Annotated in this window: 12 protein-coding genes; 5 read left to right on the top strand and 7 right to left on the bottom strand. The window is 70.4% G+C overall.

The features are described from left to right. Nucleotides 1-57 precede the first annotated feature (57 nt). The 3 genes from mmsA to EDD93_RS33085 all read left to right on the top strand — a co-directional run bounded on the left by mmsA (nucleotide 58) and on the right by EDD93_RS33085 (nucleotide 4498). The gene (mmsA, locus tag EDD93_RS33095; protein ID WP_185092651.1) at nucleotides 58-1578 is read left to right on the top strand and encodes a multiple monosaccharide ABC transporter ATP-binding protein; all 1521 of its coding nucleotides are present in this window, start codon (nucleotides 58-60) and stop codon (nucleotides 1576-1578) included. Between the two features lie 6 nt (nucleotides 1579-1584). Next, the gene (mmsB, locus tag EDD93_RS33090; RefSeq protein ID WP_185092608.1) at nucleotides 1585-2820 is read left to right on the top strand and encodes a multiple monosaccharide ABC transporter permease; all 1236 of its coding nucleotides are present in this window, start codon (nucleotides 1585-1587) and stop codon (nucleotides 2818-2820) included. A gap of 145 nt (nucleotides 2821-2965) precedes the next feature. Further along, nucleotides 2966-4498, top strand: coding sequence for a carboxylesterase/lipase family protein (locus EDD93_RS33085; protein WP_123529641.1), 1533 nt, complete (start codon nucleotides 2966-2968; stop codon nucleotides 4496-4498). Nucleotides 4499-4551: 53 nt separating this feature from the next. Here the strand turns inward: EDD93_RS33085 and EDD93_RS33080 are convergent, their stop codons facing one another. Beyond that, nucleotides 4552-5025, bottom strand: a complete 474-nt coding sequence (locus EDD93_RS33080) for a hypothetical protein (protein ID WP_148083921.1) — start codon at nucleotides 5023-5025, stop codon at nucleotides 4552-4554. Between the two features lie 256 nt (nucleotides 5026-5281). Between EDD93_RS33080 and EDD93_RS33075 the strand changes: the two genes are divergently transcribed. Both EDD93_RS33075 and EDD93_RS33070 read left to right on the top strand, forming a co-directional pair. Continuing rightward, complete coding sequence (locus tag EDD93_RS33075) at nucleotides 5282-6430, top strand: S1 family peptidase (RefSeq protein ID WP_123531542.1); 1149 nt, start codon at nucleotides 5282-5284, stop codon at nucleotides 6428-6430. Nucleotides 6431-7101: 671 nt separating this feature from the next. Then, nucleotides 7102-8595: a UDP-N-acetylmuramoyl-L-alanyl-D-glutamate--2,6-diaminopimelate ligase gene (locus EDD93_RS33070; RefSeq protein ID WP_123529637.1), complete on the top strand. Its 1494-nt coding sequence runs from the start codon at nucleotides 7102-7104 to the stop codon at nucleotides 8593-8595. Nucleotides 8596-8634: 39 nt separating this feature from the next. On the opposite strand, the gene EDD93_RS33065 is transcribed toward EDD93_RS33070, so the two are convergent. From EDD93_RS33065 to EDD93_RS33045, 6 genes are all read right to left on the bottom strand, one after another. Continuing rightward, entirely contained in the window at nucleotides 8635-9108 is a 474-nt protein-coding gene (locus EDD93_RS33065) for a GNAT family N-acetyltransferase (protein ID WP_123529635.1), read from the bottom strand. Nucleotides 9109-9201: 93 nt separating this feature from the next. Further along, nucleotides 9202-9366, bottom strand: coding sequence for a hypothetical protein (locus tag EDD93_RS39795; protein ID WP_185092607.1), 165 nt, complete (start codon nucleotides 9364-9366; stop codon nucleotides 9202-9204). Between the two features lie 230 nt (nucleotides 9367-9596). Beyond that, nucleotides 9597-10526 (bottom strand): LLM class F420-dependent oxidoreductase, encoded by a 930-nt coding sequence (locus EDD93_RS33060; protein WP_123529633.1) that lies wholly within the window; start codon nucleotides 10524-10526, stop codon nucleotides 9597-9599. Nucleotides 10527-10665: 139 nt separating this feature from the next. Beyond that, nucleotides 10666-13875, bottom strand: a complete 3210-nt coding sequence (locus EDD93_RS33055; protein ID WP_123529631.1) for an alpha-L-rhamnosidase — start codon at nucleotides 13873-13875, stop codon at nucleotides 10666-10668. A 459-nt stretch (nucleotides 13876-14334) separates the two neighbouring features. Beyond that, a complete protein-coding gene (locus tag EDD93_RS33050) occupies nucleotides 14335-14970 on the bottom strand; it encodes a DUF1707 domain-containing protein (protein WP_221217374.1) in 636 nt (211 codons plus the stop codon). A gap of 394 nt (nucleotides 14971-15364) precedes the next feature. Then, on the bottom strand, nucleotides 15365-16318 hold the full coding sequence (locus EDD93_RS33045; RefSeq protein WP_123529629.1) for an IS481 family transposase: 954 nt from the start codon (nucleotides 16316-16318) through the stop codon (nucleotides 15365-15367). Nucleotides 16319-16821: the final 503 nt, after the last annotated feature.

Here is a 16821-nt window from a genome sequence, read left to right as displayed (position 1 = left end):
GGTTCGACGGCGGGCCCGGTGAAGCCCCCGGCCGCCGGGCCCGCACCGGTTCTGGAGATGCGGTCCATCGTCAAGACGTTCCCCGGTGTCAAGGCACTCTCCGACGTCTCCCTGACCGTGGACGAGGGCGAGGTGCACGCCATCTGCGGGGAGAACGGCGCCGGGAAGTCGACCCTGATGAAGGTCCTCAGTGGCGTGCATCCGCACGGCAGTTACGAGGGCGAGATCCGGTTCCGGGGCGAGGACTGCGCGTTCAGGGACATCCGGGCCAGCGAGGCCCGAGGCATCGTGATCATCCACCAGGAACTCGCCCTGGTGCCGTATCTCTCCATCGCCGAGAACATCTTCCTCGGCAACGAACACGCCCCACACGGATTCATCAGCTGGAACGAGACGCTCCGCCACGCGGCGGCCCTCCTGGACCGGGTCGGGCTGCGCGAGAACCCGCAGACCAGGGTCGCGGACATCGGCGTCGGCAAACAACAGCTCGTCGAGATCGCCAAGGCCCTGTCCAAGAAGGTCGAGCTGCTGATCCTGGACGAGCCGACCGCCGCGCTGAACGACGAGGACAGCGCCCAGCTCATCAGCCTCATCAAGGAGCTGAAGGGCCAGGGCATCTCGTCGATCATCATCTCGCACAAGCTCGGCGAGATCGCCTCGGTCGCCGACTCCGTCACCGTCCTGCGTGACGGCCGGACCGTCGAAACCCTCGACGTCCACGCCGAATCGACGACCGAGGCCCGCATCATCCGGGGCATGGTCGGCCGGAACCTGGACAGCCGCTTCCCCGAACGCACCGCGTACGAAGGGGAACCGGGGGCCCACCCAGCCCTGGAGATCCGCGACTGGACCGTCCACCATCCGATCGACCAGCACCGCAAGGTCGTCGACCGGGTCTCGCTGCGGGCCCGGCGCGGTGAGATCGTCGGGCTCGCCGGACTGATGGGCGCCGGCCGCACCGAACTGGCCATGAGTGTCTTCGGCCGCAGCTACGGCACCGACATCAGCGGCACGGTCCTCAAGGACGGCCGGGAGATCCGGACCCGCACCGTCTCCGAAGCGGTCCGCCACAAGATCGCCTACGTCACCGAGGACCGCAAGCAGTACGGCCTCAACCTCATCGACACCATCGGCCGCAACATCAGCCTCGCCGCCCTGGACCAGGTGTCGCGGCGCGGGATCGTCGACGAGCACGAGGAGACCCGGGTCGCCGAGTCGTACCGCGCCTCCATGAACATCAAGGCGCCCACCGTCTTCGAGCAGGCGGGCCGGCTCTCCGGCGGCAACCAGCAGAAGGTCGTCCTCAGCAAATGGATCTTCGCAGGTCCGGACGTCCTCATCCTCGACGAACCCACCCGCGGGATCGACGTCGGCGCGAAGTACGAGATCTACACCGTCATCGACCGGCTCGCCGCCCAGGGCAAGGCCGTCGTGCTCATCTCCTCCGAACTGCCCGAACTCCTCGGCATGTGCGACCGCATCTACACCATGTCGGCCGGCCGGCTCACCGGCGAAGTCCCGCGCGCGCAGGCCACCCAGGAGGTCCTCATGCGCCATATGACCAGCGACAAGAGGTAGCAGGAAATGGCCCAGACCCCCACCGTCACCCCGCAGCGCACCGGCAGGGCGGCCACCGCCCCACCCGCGACGACCGGCACGGTCCTCCTGGACGCGGCCCGCCGAAACATGCGCCAGTACGGGATGCTCATCGCCCTCGGGCTGATCGTCGTGCTCTTCGGGATATGGACCGACGGCGTCCTGCTCAAGCCGAACAACGTCACCAACCTCGTCCTCCAGAACAGCTACATCCTGGTCCTCGCCATCGGCATGATGATCGTCATCATCGCCGGGCACATCGACCTCTCGGTCGGCTCGCTCGCCGCCTTCGTCTCCGCCGCCTGCGCCGTGATGATGGTCGAGCACGACGTGCCCTGGGTGCTCGCCCTCGTACTCGGCCTGCTCCTCGGGGCGGTCGCGGGCGCCTGGCAGGGCTTCTGGATCGCGTACGTCGGCATCCCCTCGTTCATCGTGACGCTGGCCGGGATGCTGCTGTTCCGCGGCGGCACGCAGATCCTGCTCGGCAGCCGCTCGCTCGGCCCGATCCCCGACGGCTTCCAGAAGATCTCCACCGGATACCTCCCGGAGGTCGGACCCCACACCAACTACCACAACCTCACCCTGCTCCTGGGACTCATGCTGCTGGGCTTCGCCCTGCTCCAGGAGATCCGCGACCGGCGCCGGCAGATGCGGTACGACCTCGACGTCCTGCCCCGGAACCTCTTCCTCGCCAAGTGCGCCGCCATGGCCGCGGCCGTACTCGCGTTTACCATGACCCTGGCCAGCTACCGAGGCGTGCCGGTCGTGCTCCTCCTGCTCGCCGTGCTGCTGATCGGGTTCGGGTACGTGATGCGCAACGCGGTGATCGGCCGTCATGTGTACGCACTGGGCGGCAACCGCGCCGCCGCGAAGCTGTCCGGCGTCAAGGACCAGCGCGTCACGTTCCTCGTGTTCGTGAACATGGGCGTGCTCGCCGCGCTGGCCGGAGCCGTCTACGCGGCACGGCTCGGCGCCGGCGTGCCCCAGGCCGGAACCAACTTCGAACTGGAGGCCATCGCCGCCGCGTTCATCGGAGGGGCCTCCATGAGCGGCGGCGTCGGCACGGTCTTCGGCGCCGTCATCGGCGGCCTCGTGCTCGGCGTGCTGAACAACGGCATGTCGCTCGTGGGCATCGGCACCGACTACCAGCAGGTCATCAAGGGCTTCGTACTGCTGGCCGCCGTCGGTTTCGACGTCTACAACAAACGCAAGGTCGGCTCATGACGGAGCCCTCGGGCCGAGTGCGCGACGGCGGTCGTCTCCGTCCCGCGGCGGCGGTCAATTCGATCGCGCCGCGACCGGCGGCACTGTCATCCTGATCCCCGCGCCCGAGAGCGGGCGGGGAGTGAAGGGCGGCAGAGCAGTCTTGATGAGTGTCTTCGAAACCACCTGTGGCCGGGTACGGGGAAACGACCCGGACCGGGGCGTCGTCGCGGTCCTCGGCATTCCGTACGCCGAGCCGCCGTTCGGGGCCGACCGGTTCCGGGCACCCCGCCCGCGCAAACCGTGGGAGGGCATCCGCGACTGCGTGGCCTTCGGACCCGTGCCGCCGCAGTCCGCACAGCTGCCGGGCGCACCGGGCTGGTCGCCCGGTGACGAAGACGTCCTCAGCCTCAACGTCTGGACCCCGGCCGCCGACGGCGCCGCCCCCGGCGGGGCGCGGCCGGTGCTCGTCTGGATCCACGGAGGCGCCTACACCTTCGGATCCGGCGCCCAGCCGGACTTCGACGGCGCCGCGCTCGCCCGCGCCGGTCTGGTCGTGGTCACCCTCAACTACCGCCTCGGATTCGAGGGCTTCGGCCACGTCCCGGCCGACGGCGCGGACCCGTGCCCGCCCAACCGAGGACTGCTCGACCAGATCGCCGCCCTGACCTGGGTGCGCGAGAACATCGCGGCCTTCGGCGGGGACCCGGGAAACGTCACGGCGGCCGGACAGTCCTCCGGAGCTACAGCGGTGGCCTGCCTCATGGTCATGGACAGCGCCCGGGGCCTGTTCCGGCGCGCGATAGCGCACAGCGCGGTCGGCCCCTGCTACTCACCCGAACTCGCCGGACACCTTATGGAGAAGGTGGCCGCCGAGGCGGGGGTGCCCGCGACAGCCGCCGCACTGGCGGCCGCCTCGCCCGAGGCGCTGGTCAAGGCGTCCGACGCCGTCGTGGACGGATACCGGCAGGACCCGTACTCCGGCCGGCACCACTGGGACCCGGTCATCTACGGTCCGGTCGCCGACGGCGTACAGCTCCCCGCCGACCCGGTCTCCCTCATCGCCGCCGGTACGGCCCCCGGCATCGACCTGCTCGTCTGCCACGCCACCCAGGAGTACTGGCTGCTGGACGCCGTCGGCAGCTGTGCGAAGGTCACCACGGAGGAACAGCTGAACCGCTTCGCCGCGGACTACGGGCTCCCGGACTCCGTGACGCGTGGCTACCGCGGACTCATGCCCGGAGTCCCCGTCGGTGACGTCCATCTCGCCCTGTACGGGGACCTGATGTTCGGCGAGTACAGCAGCCGGCTCGCCGACGCCCACGCACGAGCGGGCGGGCGCACGTTCCTGTCACGCTTCGCGCGGCAGCGGGGCGGATCGCAGCCGGTGGCGTACGCCTGGCACTGCGCGGACATCCCGTTCGCCTTCGGGAACCTCGGCGAGGAGAGCATCCGGTTCCTGATCGGAGGCGCGCCCACGGCCGCCGACCACCACCTCTCGAACCGGATGGCCGCCGCCTGGGCCGGATTCGCCGCCGCCGGCGAACCGGGCTGGGAGCCGCTCACTGCCACCGGCGGTCCGCTCCGGACCTGGGAGACAACGGACACCACCAGGGCGCCGGCCCCCGGCCACTGGTCGGACAGCGGGACGGTCCGGGCTTTGTGGCGGAGCTTCGGCTACCGGCCCCTGCTGCCCTGACGCGATGTGCCCGGCTCCGGCGGCACACAGTGCGTCGGGGCCGGGGCCCGCTCTCACGGGGGTGGCAGCCGCAAAGCTCCCCGGCCCTCACGCACCTTGCCGATCTCCCGTAGCACGCCCACCGGCTCGCCGCGCACGTCGGTGCTCGCCACCGCGGCCCGGTCGCCCAGGCACCGCTTCTCGCCGTCCGGCCGCTCGCAGTACAGGACGTACCCGGTGAGCCGGTCGACCGTTCCCGGCTCCAGCCGCCACACCCCGTGGAACTCGCTCACCACCACATCCGGGTGCGACGCGCGCAGCCGCGCCCGCACCGCCATCGGCGCCGGCTTCCGGCCGGCCGGGCGGTGCCGGGCGACCGAGGGGGAGGCCATGTTCACCGAGGCGTCCCGGGCGTGCGCGGTCCCACCGCTGCGAGCGTCGGCCTCCGTCCAGCACCGGACACAGGTGCCGATGTCGCGGAGCACCCGTGTCACCGTGGCGTTGGACGGCGAGGCGACGATCCACGGCGCTCCGGACGAGGGCTCCACGCCGATCACCTCGTGGCCGCAGTCGTCGAACGCTCGCCGTAGGGGGAGTTGGGGCCTGCGGGATGAGTACGCCTATTCACCGGGCGGGCCCGGCCGACTCGCGCATTGGCATGGACCTGTAAACGACTCTGGGCTACAGTCCGGAACGGCACAATCTGAGAGCGCTCTCAGACGAGACGCCTCCCGGACGCCTGCTGTTCCTCCCCCACTTCACCGGAACAACAGAAGGGCCAATGCCTTGAGACGCACCACAGCTCTGAGAACCGCACTGTCCGCCGTACTCCTCGCCGGAGCCTGGGCGGGCGCCGGTTTCCCCTCCGCCTCCGCCTCCGACACCCCGGTCGCCGCCGCCCGCACCGGTTCCGACGCAGCCCCGGCGTCCGACGGGCTGCTGACCGCCATGCAGAAGGACTTCGGCCTGACGGAAAGCCAGGCGAAGGCAAGGCTCTCCGCGGAGAAGACGGCGACCGCCATCCAGGGAAAGGCGAAGCGCGCCGCCGGAGACGCCTACGGCGGCTCCTGGTTCGACCCGTCGACGGGTGACCTCACGGTGGCCGTCACCAGCGAGAAGCAGAAGGCGGCCGTACGGGCGACCGGCGCCGCCGTGCGCACCGTCACCCACACCGCGCGCAGCCTCGACGCGGTCAAGGCGCGGATCGACAAGTTCGACGCCCCCGCCGGCGTCAGCAGCTGGCACGTCGACCCCAGGGCAAACAAGGTCGTCGTCAACGTCGTCGCCTCCGCGCGTGATGACAACGATGTCCGCACGTTCGTCGAGCGGGCCCGCGAGGCCGGACCGGTCGTGGTCGAACAGACCGCCCAGGCCCCGCAGACCTTCGCCGCCGGGACGGTGGGCGGCGACCCGTACTACACGGGCAACGTACGGTGCTCGATCGGATTCTCCGTATCCGGCGGGTTCGTCACCGCCGGACACTGCGGACAGGCGGGTGCTGCCGTCAGCGGATGGGACGGATCGGCCATCGGCAACTTCCAGGGGTCGTCGTTCCCCGGCGACGACTACGCCTGGGTGAGCGTGGGCAACGGCTGGTGGACCGTTCCCGTGGTCATCGGCTGGGGCACCGTCTCGGACCAGCTCGTACGCGGCTCCGCCGTGGCTCCCATCGGTGCCTCGATATGCCGCTCCGGGTCCACCTCGCACTGGCACTGCGGCAACGTACTGGCCACCAACGAGACGGTGAACTACAGCCAGGGCGCGGTCTACCAGATGACCAAGACCAGCGTGTGCGCCGAGCCTGGCGACTCGGGCGGCTCCTTCATCAGCGGCGACCAGGCCCAGGGAGTCACCTCGGGCGGCTGGGGCAACTGCAGCTCGGGCGGCGAGACCTGGCACCAGCCGATCAACGAGATCCTGAACAGGTACGGGCTGACGCTCCACACGGCCTGACCCACCACCAGCACCAGCCGCACCACAGCGCCAAAAGCACCACAGCGGCACGGCACCCCAGGCACCACGGCACCTGACACACCGGGCAACCGGATGCACCAGGCAGTCCGCCGCACCACGCACCACGCACCCTGAGTGCCGCAGCGCCCGAGCAGCGCTCCGGGTCCCGAGGGTCTGTGGCGCGGAGCACCCCGCTCCTCGCCACAGACCTTTCGCGCGTGCCGCAGACCCTCCGGCGGGGCCGGCGGGCCGCGAACGTTCCCGCACGGACCGGTCCGCCCCCACTCGCACCCACCGGGACACCCCTGCTCCCGGCTGCCACGACGACGGGGATCCGGCACCGCTCCCGGGACGTACACTCCACTCATGGGTCACATGGATGCGGTGAGGGAGTGCCTGCGACAGGCACCTCACCTGCTGTGCCCCGCCGCCACCCAGGCGCGTTGCAGCGCCCTGCACGGGCACGGCTGACCAGGACCCACCGCAGCCGGCCGGGCCGCGACATCATCCGGACCCGGCCCCGCTCACCCGCTCCGCCACCGGAGTTCTCCAACCGCATTCGCTGCACACACAGCAGCACCCCACACCATGCGCGGCCCCCGCCCGCCGCCGTCGGCAACCCCACGGCGGCGGCCGGCGGGGGCCCGGCCGCATCTTCGAGAGGACCCCGCATGAATCTGAGGGAGTTGCTGTCCGGGCACGATCACGAGGTCCTTCTCGGTGATCCGGAGACCCCGATCACCGCCGGAGCATGCTTCGACGCCCATCGCGTGACACCGGGTTCGCTCTACATCGCCGTGCCCGGCCACCTCGAAGGGGGGCCCGGAGCCGTCGGCCCGGCACTCGCGCGGGGAGCCGTCGCCGTGCTGGTGGACAGCGCGGCACCGGACATCCTGGCGGCGGTGCGGGCATCGGCCGGCGGCGCCTGCGTGGTGAGGGTGACGGACACCCGTACGGCGGCCGCGGTCGTCACCTCCCGCTACTACGGAGAGCCCGGCCGGACCATGGACATGGTGGCCGTCACCGGCACCAACGGGAAGACCTCGGTCTCGTACATGGTCGAATCCGTGCTCAGGATCGCCGAGGGCGCCCGGGTCGGTGTGATCGGCACAGCCGGCAGCCGGATCGGTGACGAACTCATCCCGATGCCCCGCTCCGCGCTGAGCACACCGGAGTCACCTGACTTCCAGTACCTGCTGGGGCACATGCGCGACCACGAGGTCGGCACGGTCGTCCTGGAGGCCACCTCGATGGGCCTGCTGCACCACCGGGTGGACCGGGCCTTCCTCGACGTCGGCATCTTCACCAACCTCACCCAGGACCACCTGGACGACCACGGCACCATGGAGAACTACCGCGACGCCAAGCTCCGCCTCTTCCAGGGGCTGTGCAGAAGCGCCGTCGTCAACGCGGACGACCCGGTGGGCGCGGCCATCGCCCCGACGATGCCGGGCAGGGTCACCACGTACGGCATCGACAACGAGGCCGACTACCGGGCCACGGACCTGAGCATGAACGCCTTCGGTACCCGCTTCACCCTCCACCACGAGGGCGGCAAGTACCCAGCGGCGATCCCGGTCCCCGGACGCTTCTCCGTGTCCAACGCGCTGGCCTCCGTGGCCGCCTGCCACCTCCTGGGCCACGACCTCGCCGGACTGGTGGCCGCACTCGACCGGATGCCTCCGGTCCCCGGCCGGCTGGAGCGCTTCGAGACGCCGCGCGGCACCGCGGTGATCGTGGACTACGCCCACTCACCGGACTCCCTGGACAAGGTCCTCGCCACCGTCCGCGACTTCGCGCGGGGAGGCCGGGTCGTGACCGTCTTCGGCTGCGGCGGAGACCGCGACGTCACCAAGCGGGCCCGCATGGGCGAGATCGCCGGGACCCGCTCCGACCTCTGCGTCCTGACCTCGGACAACCCCAGGAACGAGGACCCCGAAGCGATCATGGACCAGATCGCACCGGGCCTGGAGGCCACCGGAACCAGGTTCGAACGCCGCGCGGACCGGCGCGCCGCGATCGCCTTCGCCCTGGAGAACGCCGGACCCGACGACATCGTGCTGGTGGCGGGCAAGGGCAGCGAGCCGTTCCAGATCGTCGGCGAACAACTGATCCCGTTCAGCGACATGGCGACCGTGCGCGAACTCGCCGCTCTCCAGGACTGACAACGAGCGCCCTGCCCCCGGCGGGCGGGGCACCCAGGCCTACAGAGGCCGCTGGACCAGCCCGAGATCGATGAACGGCACGCTGTCGCCCGGGAGCAGGTACCTCTCGGTCTCGACGAATCCGAGGCCGAGCGCGAACCGCAGTCCCTCGGGGTTGGTCTCCAGCACGCAGGTCTCGATCACGTCGGCGCCGAGCCTTCGGGCTTCGGCCAGCCCGTGCGCGTACAGCTGTCCGCCGAACCCCCGGCCGCGGTGGGCGGGCAGCACCCGCGCGATCACGGTGGCCGCCGACGAGGCCGCCGCGGCGGGCGGCCGTACGGTGGAGCAGCCCACCACGACGTCACTCAGATACGCGACGGCAAGCCGGTTGCGGCGGGACCGCTCCTCGATCTCCGGGAGCGAGAGGGCTGCGGTGGGAACGATCGTGTTGTGTACGTGCTGCCACGCCACGAGCATGGCCTCGACCTCGGCCCACTCGATACGGAGGCCGGTTGTCGCGGTCGTCGCACTCATCGCAGCAGGAAACCGCGCGGACGGTGACGCGTCAACCCGATTTGGCCGGACGCCCGCTGACTGCCCGGCACCGGACCACCGTCCGGGCCGGGATCAGGCGCCGAACCCGTGTGCGGTGAAGCCTGCCCGGCCCGCGAGCAGGGTCAGCTCCTCCACCCTCGCGGCTCGCTCTCCTCGGAGTCCTCCTTCCAGTCCAGCTCCGCAAGGCAGCCAGTGCTCGGCGAGCGCGTCGACGAGCGCTATCGGCGACAGCCTCATGAGCCGGAGCGAGCAGGGCCGCGACAGCGGCCAGGGAGGTGCGGGCTTCGTCGGCGGGGGACATGGCGAGCGCTCCTTCGGCAGCCGTGCGGCCGCGTCCGACAGAGTGAGGAGGCGCCGGGTCCGGCGCTACGTGAAAACCCTGCCACAGGGGTAGGACAACGGGCCCCGCACACCGGTCACACCGCCTGCCCGGGGCGGCCGTTCCGTCCCGGGCGGGCAGGCGGGGCTCAGACTCCCGCGGCGCGCGCCGCCTCGTACACCTCGGTCGCCACGTCGATGAACTCCGTGGCGTCACGACACGTGCCCTGGAGGTCCAGCATCATCTCCGGAACCCCGGTCTCGGCATGTGCCACCAGGTCCTCGACGATCTGCGCCACGCTTCCGTGGAACGGCTGGCGGCCGTCGCCCTCCACCGGCTTGGCGCTGTACCGCGCGTTGGCACGGACACAGACCCCGAGCGGCCGCTCACGCCCCCGCTCGGCGGCGACGTCCCGGACCCGCTGCCACTGCTCGGCCAGCCGCGACGCCCCCGACGCGACGGGCATCCAGCCGTCGGCCCGGTCGACCAGCCGCCGAACGGCCCGGGGGCCGTTCGCCGCGAGGAGGACCGGGATGGGGCGAGCGGGTTTGGGCCCCACCTCGGACGGGGCGATCGTGGTGAGAGCCCCCTCGTACGAGACGGGGTCGGGCCCCCAGACAGCCGCGCACACGTCGAGCAGCTCGTCCAGCACCGCGCCGCGCTGCTCGAAGGGAGCGACGGACGCGGCAGCGTACTCGTCCAGGGACCAGCCCGTGCCAAGACCCGCGACCACCCGCCCACCGCTGGCCGCGTCGAGTGAGGCGAGGGAACGGGCCAGCTGGAAGGGGACGTGGAGCGGCGCGACGAGAACGCTGGTGCCGAGCCGGGCGCGGTCGGTGGCCGCGGCGGCCAGCGTCAGGGTGATCAACGGGTCCGCGATGCTCCGGTACTGGTCCGGCCAGGCCAGCCCAGGGACCCCGTACAGCCCCTGGGTGGCCGGTTCGGGAAACAGGATCCGCTCGAAGACCCACAGGCTCTCGTACCCGGCCGCTTCCGCGGCCCGTGCCACGTCGGGGACGTCGCGGCCGATGTCGTACTGCCTCATCTGCGGAAGGCCAAGACCGAGCGGGATCGGCATACGGGTGACTCCCTCTAAGAGATGTATGAGGCAACTACCTTACGGCGGACGCATAGTGACGGCACGTCCGCAGCGCGTCCTGTGCGGAGAACAGACCTCCTGCACGAAGAGCAGACGTCCCGTACGGAGAACCGGCGTCCTATGCCGAGAAGCGGTGGCTCCCCGAACCGACCCGGTACACCGCGCACCCGTCCTCCTCGCGCAGGAGCACCGCACGGGTGCCGTGAACGGACTTCGGGGCATCGGCGGGGACCCACACCTCGGCAGTCGTGTTGGGAGGCACGGTGCACCTGAGATCGATGCCGCCCGAACGCAGACTCCAGTCCGTGGAGACGGGACCGTAGACCGAGGCGAACGTGGCGCGGGCCGATGTGACGGAGCCGCCCGGCCGGGGACGAATGACGATCTCGCGGTAGCCGGGGCGGCCCGCCGCGATGCCGGCGATGTTCGCGTACATCCATTCACCGACCGATCCGTACGCGTAGTGGTTGAAGGAGTTCATGTCCGGTGTCTGGAAGCCGCCGTCGGGCTGGATGGAGTCCCAGCGCTCCCACATGGTGGTGGAGCCCTTGTCGATCTGGTAGCCCCAGCTGGGGAATGACCGCTGCTGGAGCAGACGGTAGGCGACATCGGTGTGCCCGGTGTCGGTCAGGACCGGCAGCAGCCTGGGCGTCCCCAGGAAGCCCGTCGACAGATGCCAGTCCTTGGCCCGGATCAGCGCGACGAGCCGGTCGGCCGCCGCCGTGCGCAGCGTGTCCGGCAGCAGGTCCATCGACAGGGAGAGGACGTAGGCCGTCTGCGTGTCTCCCTTTACTCTCCCCTCGTCCGTGACGTACGCGGCCCGGTACGCGGCGCGTATGCGGGAGAAGAGGTCGAGGAACGGCGCCGGGTCCTCGCCCAGTTCCTTGGCCGTACGGGCCGCGAGGTCGGCGCTGTGCGCGAAGTACGCGGTCGCGATGACGTCCTTCGGCGTCTCGTCGGAGACGTTCAGCCAGTCGCCGTATCCACTGGCAGGCCGCAGCAGGCCGTCGCTGTTCTTCTCCAGGTACGTCAGCCAGGACCGGATGGACGGCCAGGCGTCCTTGAGGACCTGCCGGTCCCCGTACGCCTGGTACAGCGACCAGGGGACCGTGACGCCCGCGTCGCCCCAGCCGGCCGCGCCGTTGCCGACGTTGCCGACGATGGGCGCCACGTCCGTGAAGGCGCCGTCGGCGGTCTGGGCGTCGCGCAGGTCCACCAGCCACTTGGTGAGGAAGCGGGCCGACTCCATCGTGTACGCCGCCGTCGGCGCGAAGACGTTGATGTCACCCGTCCACCCGAGACGCTCGTCGCGTGCGGGCGTGTCCGTCGGGATGGAGAGGAAGTTGCCGCGCTGGCCCCAGGTGATGTTGCTGTGCAGCTTGTTGAGCATGGGGACGTCGGTCTCGAACTCGAAGGTGAACGGGGCGGACGTGTGCATGACGCGGCCGGTCAGCGCACCGGCCGGGGGAGCGCCGGGCAGGCCGGTCACCTCGACGTAGCGGAACCCGTGGAAGGTGAAGCGCGGTTCGTACGTCTCGGCGCCGCCGCCCTTGAGGATGTAGGTGTCGGTCGCCGCGGCGCTCCGTAGATTCGCGGTGTAGACGGTGCCGTCGGGGTTCAGGACCTCGGCATGCCTCAGCCGAACCGTCGTGCCCGCCTTGCCCGCCAGGCGCAGCCGCACCGAACCGACCATGTTCTGGCCCAGATCGAAGACGAAGACGCCCGGGGAGGGCTCGGTCACCTTCCTGGCGGGCAGCTCCTTCGCCACCCGGACCGGACCGTCCACCTGCGCGACGACCAGCCGGGGTGCACTCCCGGCCGCGCGGGCGACCCCGGACCAGCTCCGGTCGTCGAAGCCGGGCGAGGTCCAGCCGGCGGTCTCCTTGCGCGCGTCGTACGTCTCTCCGCCCAGCAGGTCGGCGGAGAGGATCGGCCCCGAGGCGGCCCGCCAGTCCGTGTCCGACGTGATGCGCCGGCTCGTCCCGTCCGTGAACTCGATCTCCAACTGGGCCAGCAGCGAAGGGCGCTCACCGTACTGATGGGGCCCGAACATGCCGACACTGCCCGCGTACCACCCCGGCGCCACATAGGCGCCGATGGCGTTCGCGCCGGACCGCAGGAGCGCGGTGACGTCGTACGTCTGGTACTGGACGCGCTCGCGGTAGTCCGTCCAGCCGGGAGCGAGCTGATCGCGTCCCACGCGGTGCCCGTTGAGATGGGCCTCGTACAGACCGAGAGCCGTGGCGTACAGGCGAGCCCGTGCGATCTTCTTGCGCGGCAGCTCGAACGCGCGGCGCAGCTGGTTGGCCGCGAACACGGCCGGCACGACCTTGCCCCAAGGCCCGCCACCCCACGCGGCCGCCTCCTTGGCCGCCGGCCAGCCGCTGTCGTCGAAGCCGGTCCCGCGCCAGCCGTCGGCGGGTTCTTCGTCCGCCGCCTTCCAGGAGGCGTCGGTGACGACGCTCTGTTCGCCCGATGCCGTGCGCAGGCTGAGGGCGGCGATCAGACCGGCGGCCCCCTCGCTCGCGTTGGCCGCCGACACCGCGAGGACGTTCGGCCCCGAACGAAGCTGCGCGAGCACATCGACCACCGCAGGGCGGCGCCAGCCGTCGTGGTCGGTCGCCAGGTCCGTACGCGCGACCTCGGTGCCGTTCACGGAGACCGTGTACACGTTGTCCGCGCTGATGGCGAGGGTCGCCGCGGTCATCCCGTCCGCGACATCGAAGGTGTGCCGGAACCAACGGGTGCCCTCCGGCACGCTGTTGGCCGGATCCCCCTCGGGGAACCAGATCCAGGAGCTGTGCTCCAGCGACGGTGCGTCGGTGAGGGCCGGGGGAGCGGACACCCATGCGGCGGACCATTCGGCGGGATCCATCAGACCGGTCTCCCACCACGAAGGCGCGCTCCAGCCGGACTCACCACCGGCCGTGTCCCACACCCGAACGGACCAGTGGTAGCGCGTACGGGGCTTGAGCCGGGGCCCCGCGTACGGGACGAGGACGGACTCGCCGGACATCACCTTCCCGCTGTCCCAGACATCCGGGCGCGACAGACCGGACTCGCTGGACGCGACCCGGACCTGATAGGCGCTCTGCTGGACGTCCGGCGCCTGCGAGGCGATCGGCCAGCTCAGCCGGGGGTGTTGCGCGTCGAGGCCCAGCGGATGCGACACGTACTCGACGGTCGGCGTGGTCACGCGTGGCGCACCGCGCCGTACCGGCGTCCGGTCGGGCACCGGCGCCGGTGCCGCCACGGCCGGTGCGACTCCGGCTGCCACGGCGCCCACCGTGGCAGCAGCGCTCGTCAGGATGTTCCGCCTGCTGATCAATGCGGCCCCTCACACAGAAGTGATGAATCGATTCATTGAATGGTCGTAGCTGAAGGTAGGGGTGTGGGGGGTGCGGGTCAATGAGTGTGCAGCGAGTTTCTTGCCGGAGCTGCGCCGGGACGCGTGTGCCTCTTGTGCGTTGCCGTGTAGATGGGTGAGATGATTGAACGGTTTCAATGGCTGGAAGTGATGTGTGCGGGAGATTGCGCCGCGAACCCTGCGGGAATTCCTGTCCGTTCACCGGAACAGGGTGATCCATATCCGGTGTGCAAGAGACCGGCCCCGGGGCGCGGCCGGCGGCCCTGGCGGGTCAGGTCTCAGTCGCCAAGGACCCTCTGCACCGGCACGGAGGCGTGGCCGCGCGAACCGACGGTCATCGACGGTGCGCCGCCCTGTGTGCGGGAGACGGGTCGAGCAGGACGCTCCTTCGGCATCTGTCGGTCAGGCTGCCGCCGTCGATCAGCGGCCGGGCTGCCCGGGTGTACGACGCAGCAGCTCCGACAGCTTCCGCCGAGGAGGCCGGGCGGTGAGGTCGCCGCCGCGGGACTGTCCGGCCACGACCACGCGCAGGGCGGTGGGGACCCCGGTCTCCGGCGCCGGGCGAATCCTGATGTCGCCGCTGCTGCGTTCCAGGCCGTCGGCGTCGACCACGATTCCGGGCCTGGTGACCAGGATCAGATTCCCCCCGATTCGCAGGTCCACCTCGATGTGCAGGGTGCTGTGGGTGATCAGCGCGTCGGTGAAGTCGAGCTTCGCGTCGCAGAACATCAGGCGGATCTCCATGCGGCGCGGAACCAGCCACCGTCCGGTGCGTGAGACATCACCGAAACGCTGGTCGATCCGGACCAGATCCTTGGCCTGTGAGGGCATTCCCTCGGAGGGCAGGTCGGCGGTCAGCCGGGCCAGCTCGCCCGCGGTGCGGGCGGACAGTGCCGCGTCCAGGCGCTCGTCCAACTCGCCGGCGGTGAGCCGGCCGTCGCCTGCGGCCACCTGGAGGATCTCCACGACCTGGTCCCGGTCCCGGTCCGATGCCCGCATGTCGGGCCTTGCGCTGGGCTCGGAGGAGTCGCCGGTCGCACTGAGTTCACCCGTCATACCGACATTCTGGTGCACCGTCCCCGGGCGTCGCAACGTTGACGATCACCCTCCTCGCAACTGGAGAACAGCCGTACGGTGCGGGCCGGTTGGGATAGCTCCGCCGTGCGGGGCGGTATGACTGTCGTGCCCCGCCCGTTGCCGTACGTGCGGCTGTCGCTCAGTTGCGGAACCCGGCTCCCGCAGTGCGAAGTTGGATGCCAATGGACGCCATCCCACCCCGGGGGCACGGCCGTTGAGGCCTCTTCGGTTCGGCGCAGGTACTCCTGCGACCCGGCTTCGGCTGGGCAAAGGTAGGAGCTGCCGGCGCAATGCGTGCATCCAGGTGCGTCAAGGAATGTTCGAAGTTGTGAGGTGTCGAACGCCTTCGGTGCGGACCGGGCGCAGTCACGTACTAGCTGTTCTGTCCCGTGAGGTTGGGGACGCGGCTGGCGGGTGGTTGGCCCTTGAGCGCGGTGTGTCCGCGGTGGTGATTGTAGGTGTGGAGCCAGGCGGGGTAGGCGGCGCGTCGTTCGGCCTCGCTGCGGTAGGGCTTGGCGTAGGCCCATTCGTCCAGGAGGGTGCGGTTGAAGCGCTCGACCTTCCCGTTGGTCTGGGGCCGGTAGGGGCGGGTGCGTTTGTGTGAAATGCCTTCCTCCGCAAGGGAGGTGCGCCAGAGGTGGGATTTGTAGCAGGCGCCGTTGTCGGTGAGGACACGTTCGACGGTGATCCCGGCCCGGGTGAAGAACGCGTGGGCCCGCGTCCAGAAGCCGACGGCGGTTTCCTTCTTCTCGTCGGGGTGGATCTCGCTGTAGGCGAGGCGGGAGTGGTCGTCGACGGCGTTGTGGAGGTAGCTGTTGCCGGCGCCGGAGCGGGTCTTGCGGCCGGATGGGCGTCCGAGGGTCTTGTGGCCGCCGCCGTCGGGGATGTTGCCGAGCTTCTTGATATCGACGTGTACCAGCTCGCCGGGCCGGTCACGCTCGTAGCGTCGGATCACCCGGCCGGTGGCCCGGTCCAGGTGGGTGAGCCGGGCGAGGCGGTAGCGGGTCAGGACGCGGTGGACGGTGGCGGGGTTCAGGCCGAGGAGGTAGGCGATGCGGGCCGGCCCCCAGCGGCGCAGGACGCGGACCTTGATGATCCGGCATTCGGTGCGGGTCGGGGTCCGGGACGGGCTGTGGTGGGGCCGGGACGAGCGGTCGGCCATCCCGGCCTCGCCCTGCTCGCGGTAGCGGACAGCCCATCGCTGGGCGGTGGTCGGGGAGACCTGGAAGCGTTCGGCGGCCCGACGCAGAGGCCAGCCGTCGTCCACGACGCAGCGGGCCAGACGCAGACGTCCGGTCTCGGTCAGGGGTGCATTACGGTGGGGCACGAGGGCCTTTCTGGTCGGTGTAGACGTCGCAATCCACACCGAACCCGGAAGGCCCTCACTCGTTCAAGATCACCCCACCGTGAAACCTGTCACCAACCTCCGTGGACAGAACAACTAGCTGCTCTTTTGTGCGTGAGGTGTGACTGATCCGCCCATCTCCGATCGGCGGTCCGGCCGACTGGCGCACCGTCTTCGACGACCGAGGTGATGGGTGATTGTGTGTGTGTTCGTCGTGCTGAGATCCGATGTATGGACCTGCCGGCGGAGTGGTGGTGGGGGTGTCCGCTCGCGTGCGGCAACTGCGGTCGGTGCGCGGACCGTTGACAAAAGTGTGACCTGCTAGAAACCTGTCACCTCAACGCCGCAAAAAATTGACCAGATCACTCAAAATACTAGGCAATGAGTGTGAGTTTTCCGGCAGGTGGCTCGCTCTCCTTCCTGCCGGCGTACCTGATCGCCCCCATCGGTGCACCGGCAGCCCCCACCCCGGCCCTGAGCGACCG

Source organism: Streptomyces sp. 840.1 (assembly GCF_003751445.1).
Taxonomy (GTDB): domain Bacteria; phylum Actinomycetota; class Actinomycetes; order Streptomycetales; family Streptomycetaceae; genus Streptomyces.
The sequence above is the reverse complement of the archived record's forward strand: the minus strand, read 5'-3'. Positions and strand labels throughout refer to the sequence as shown.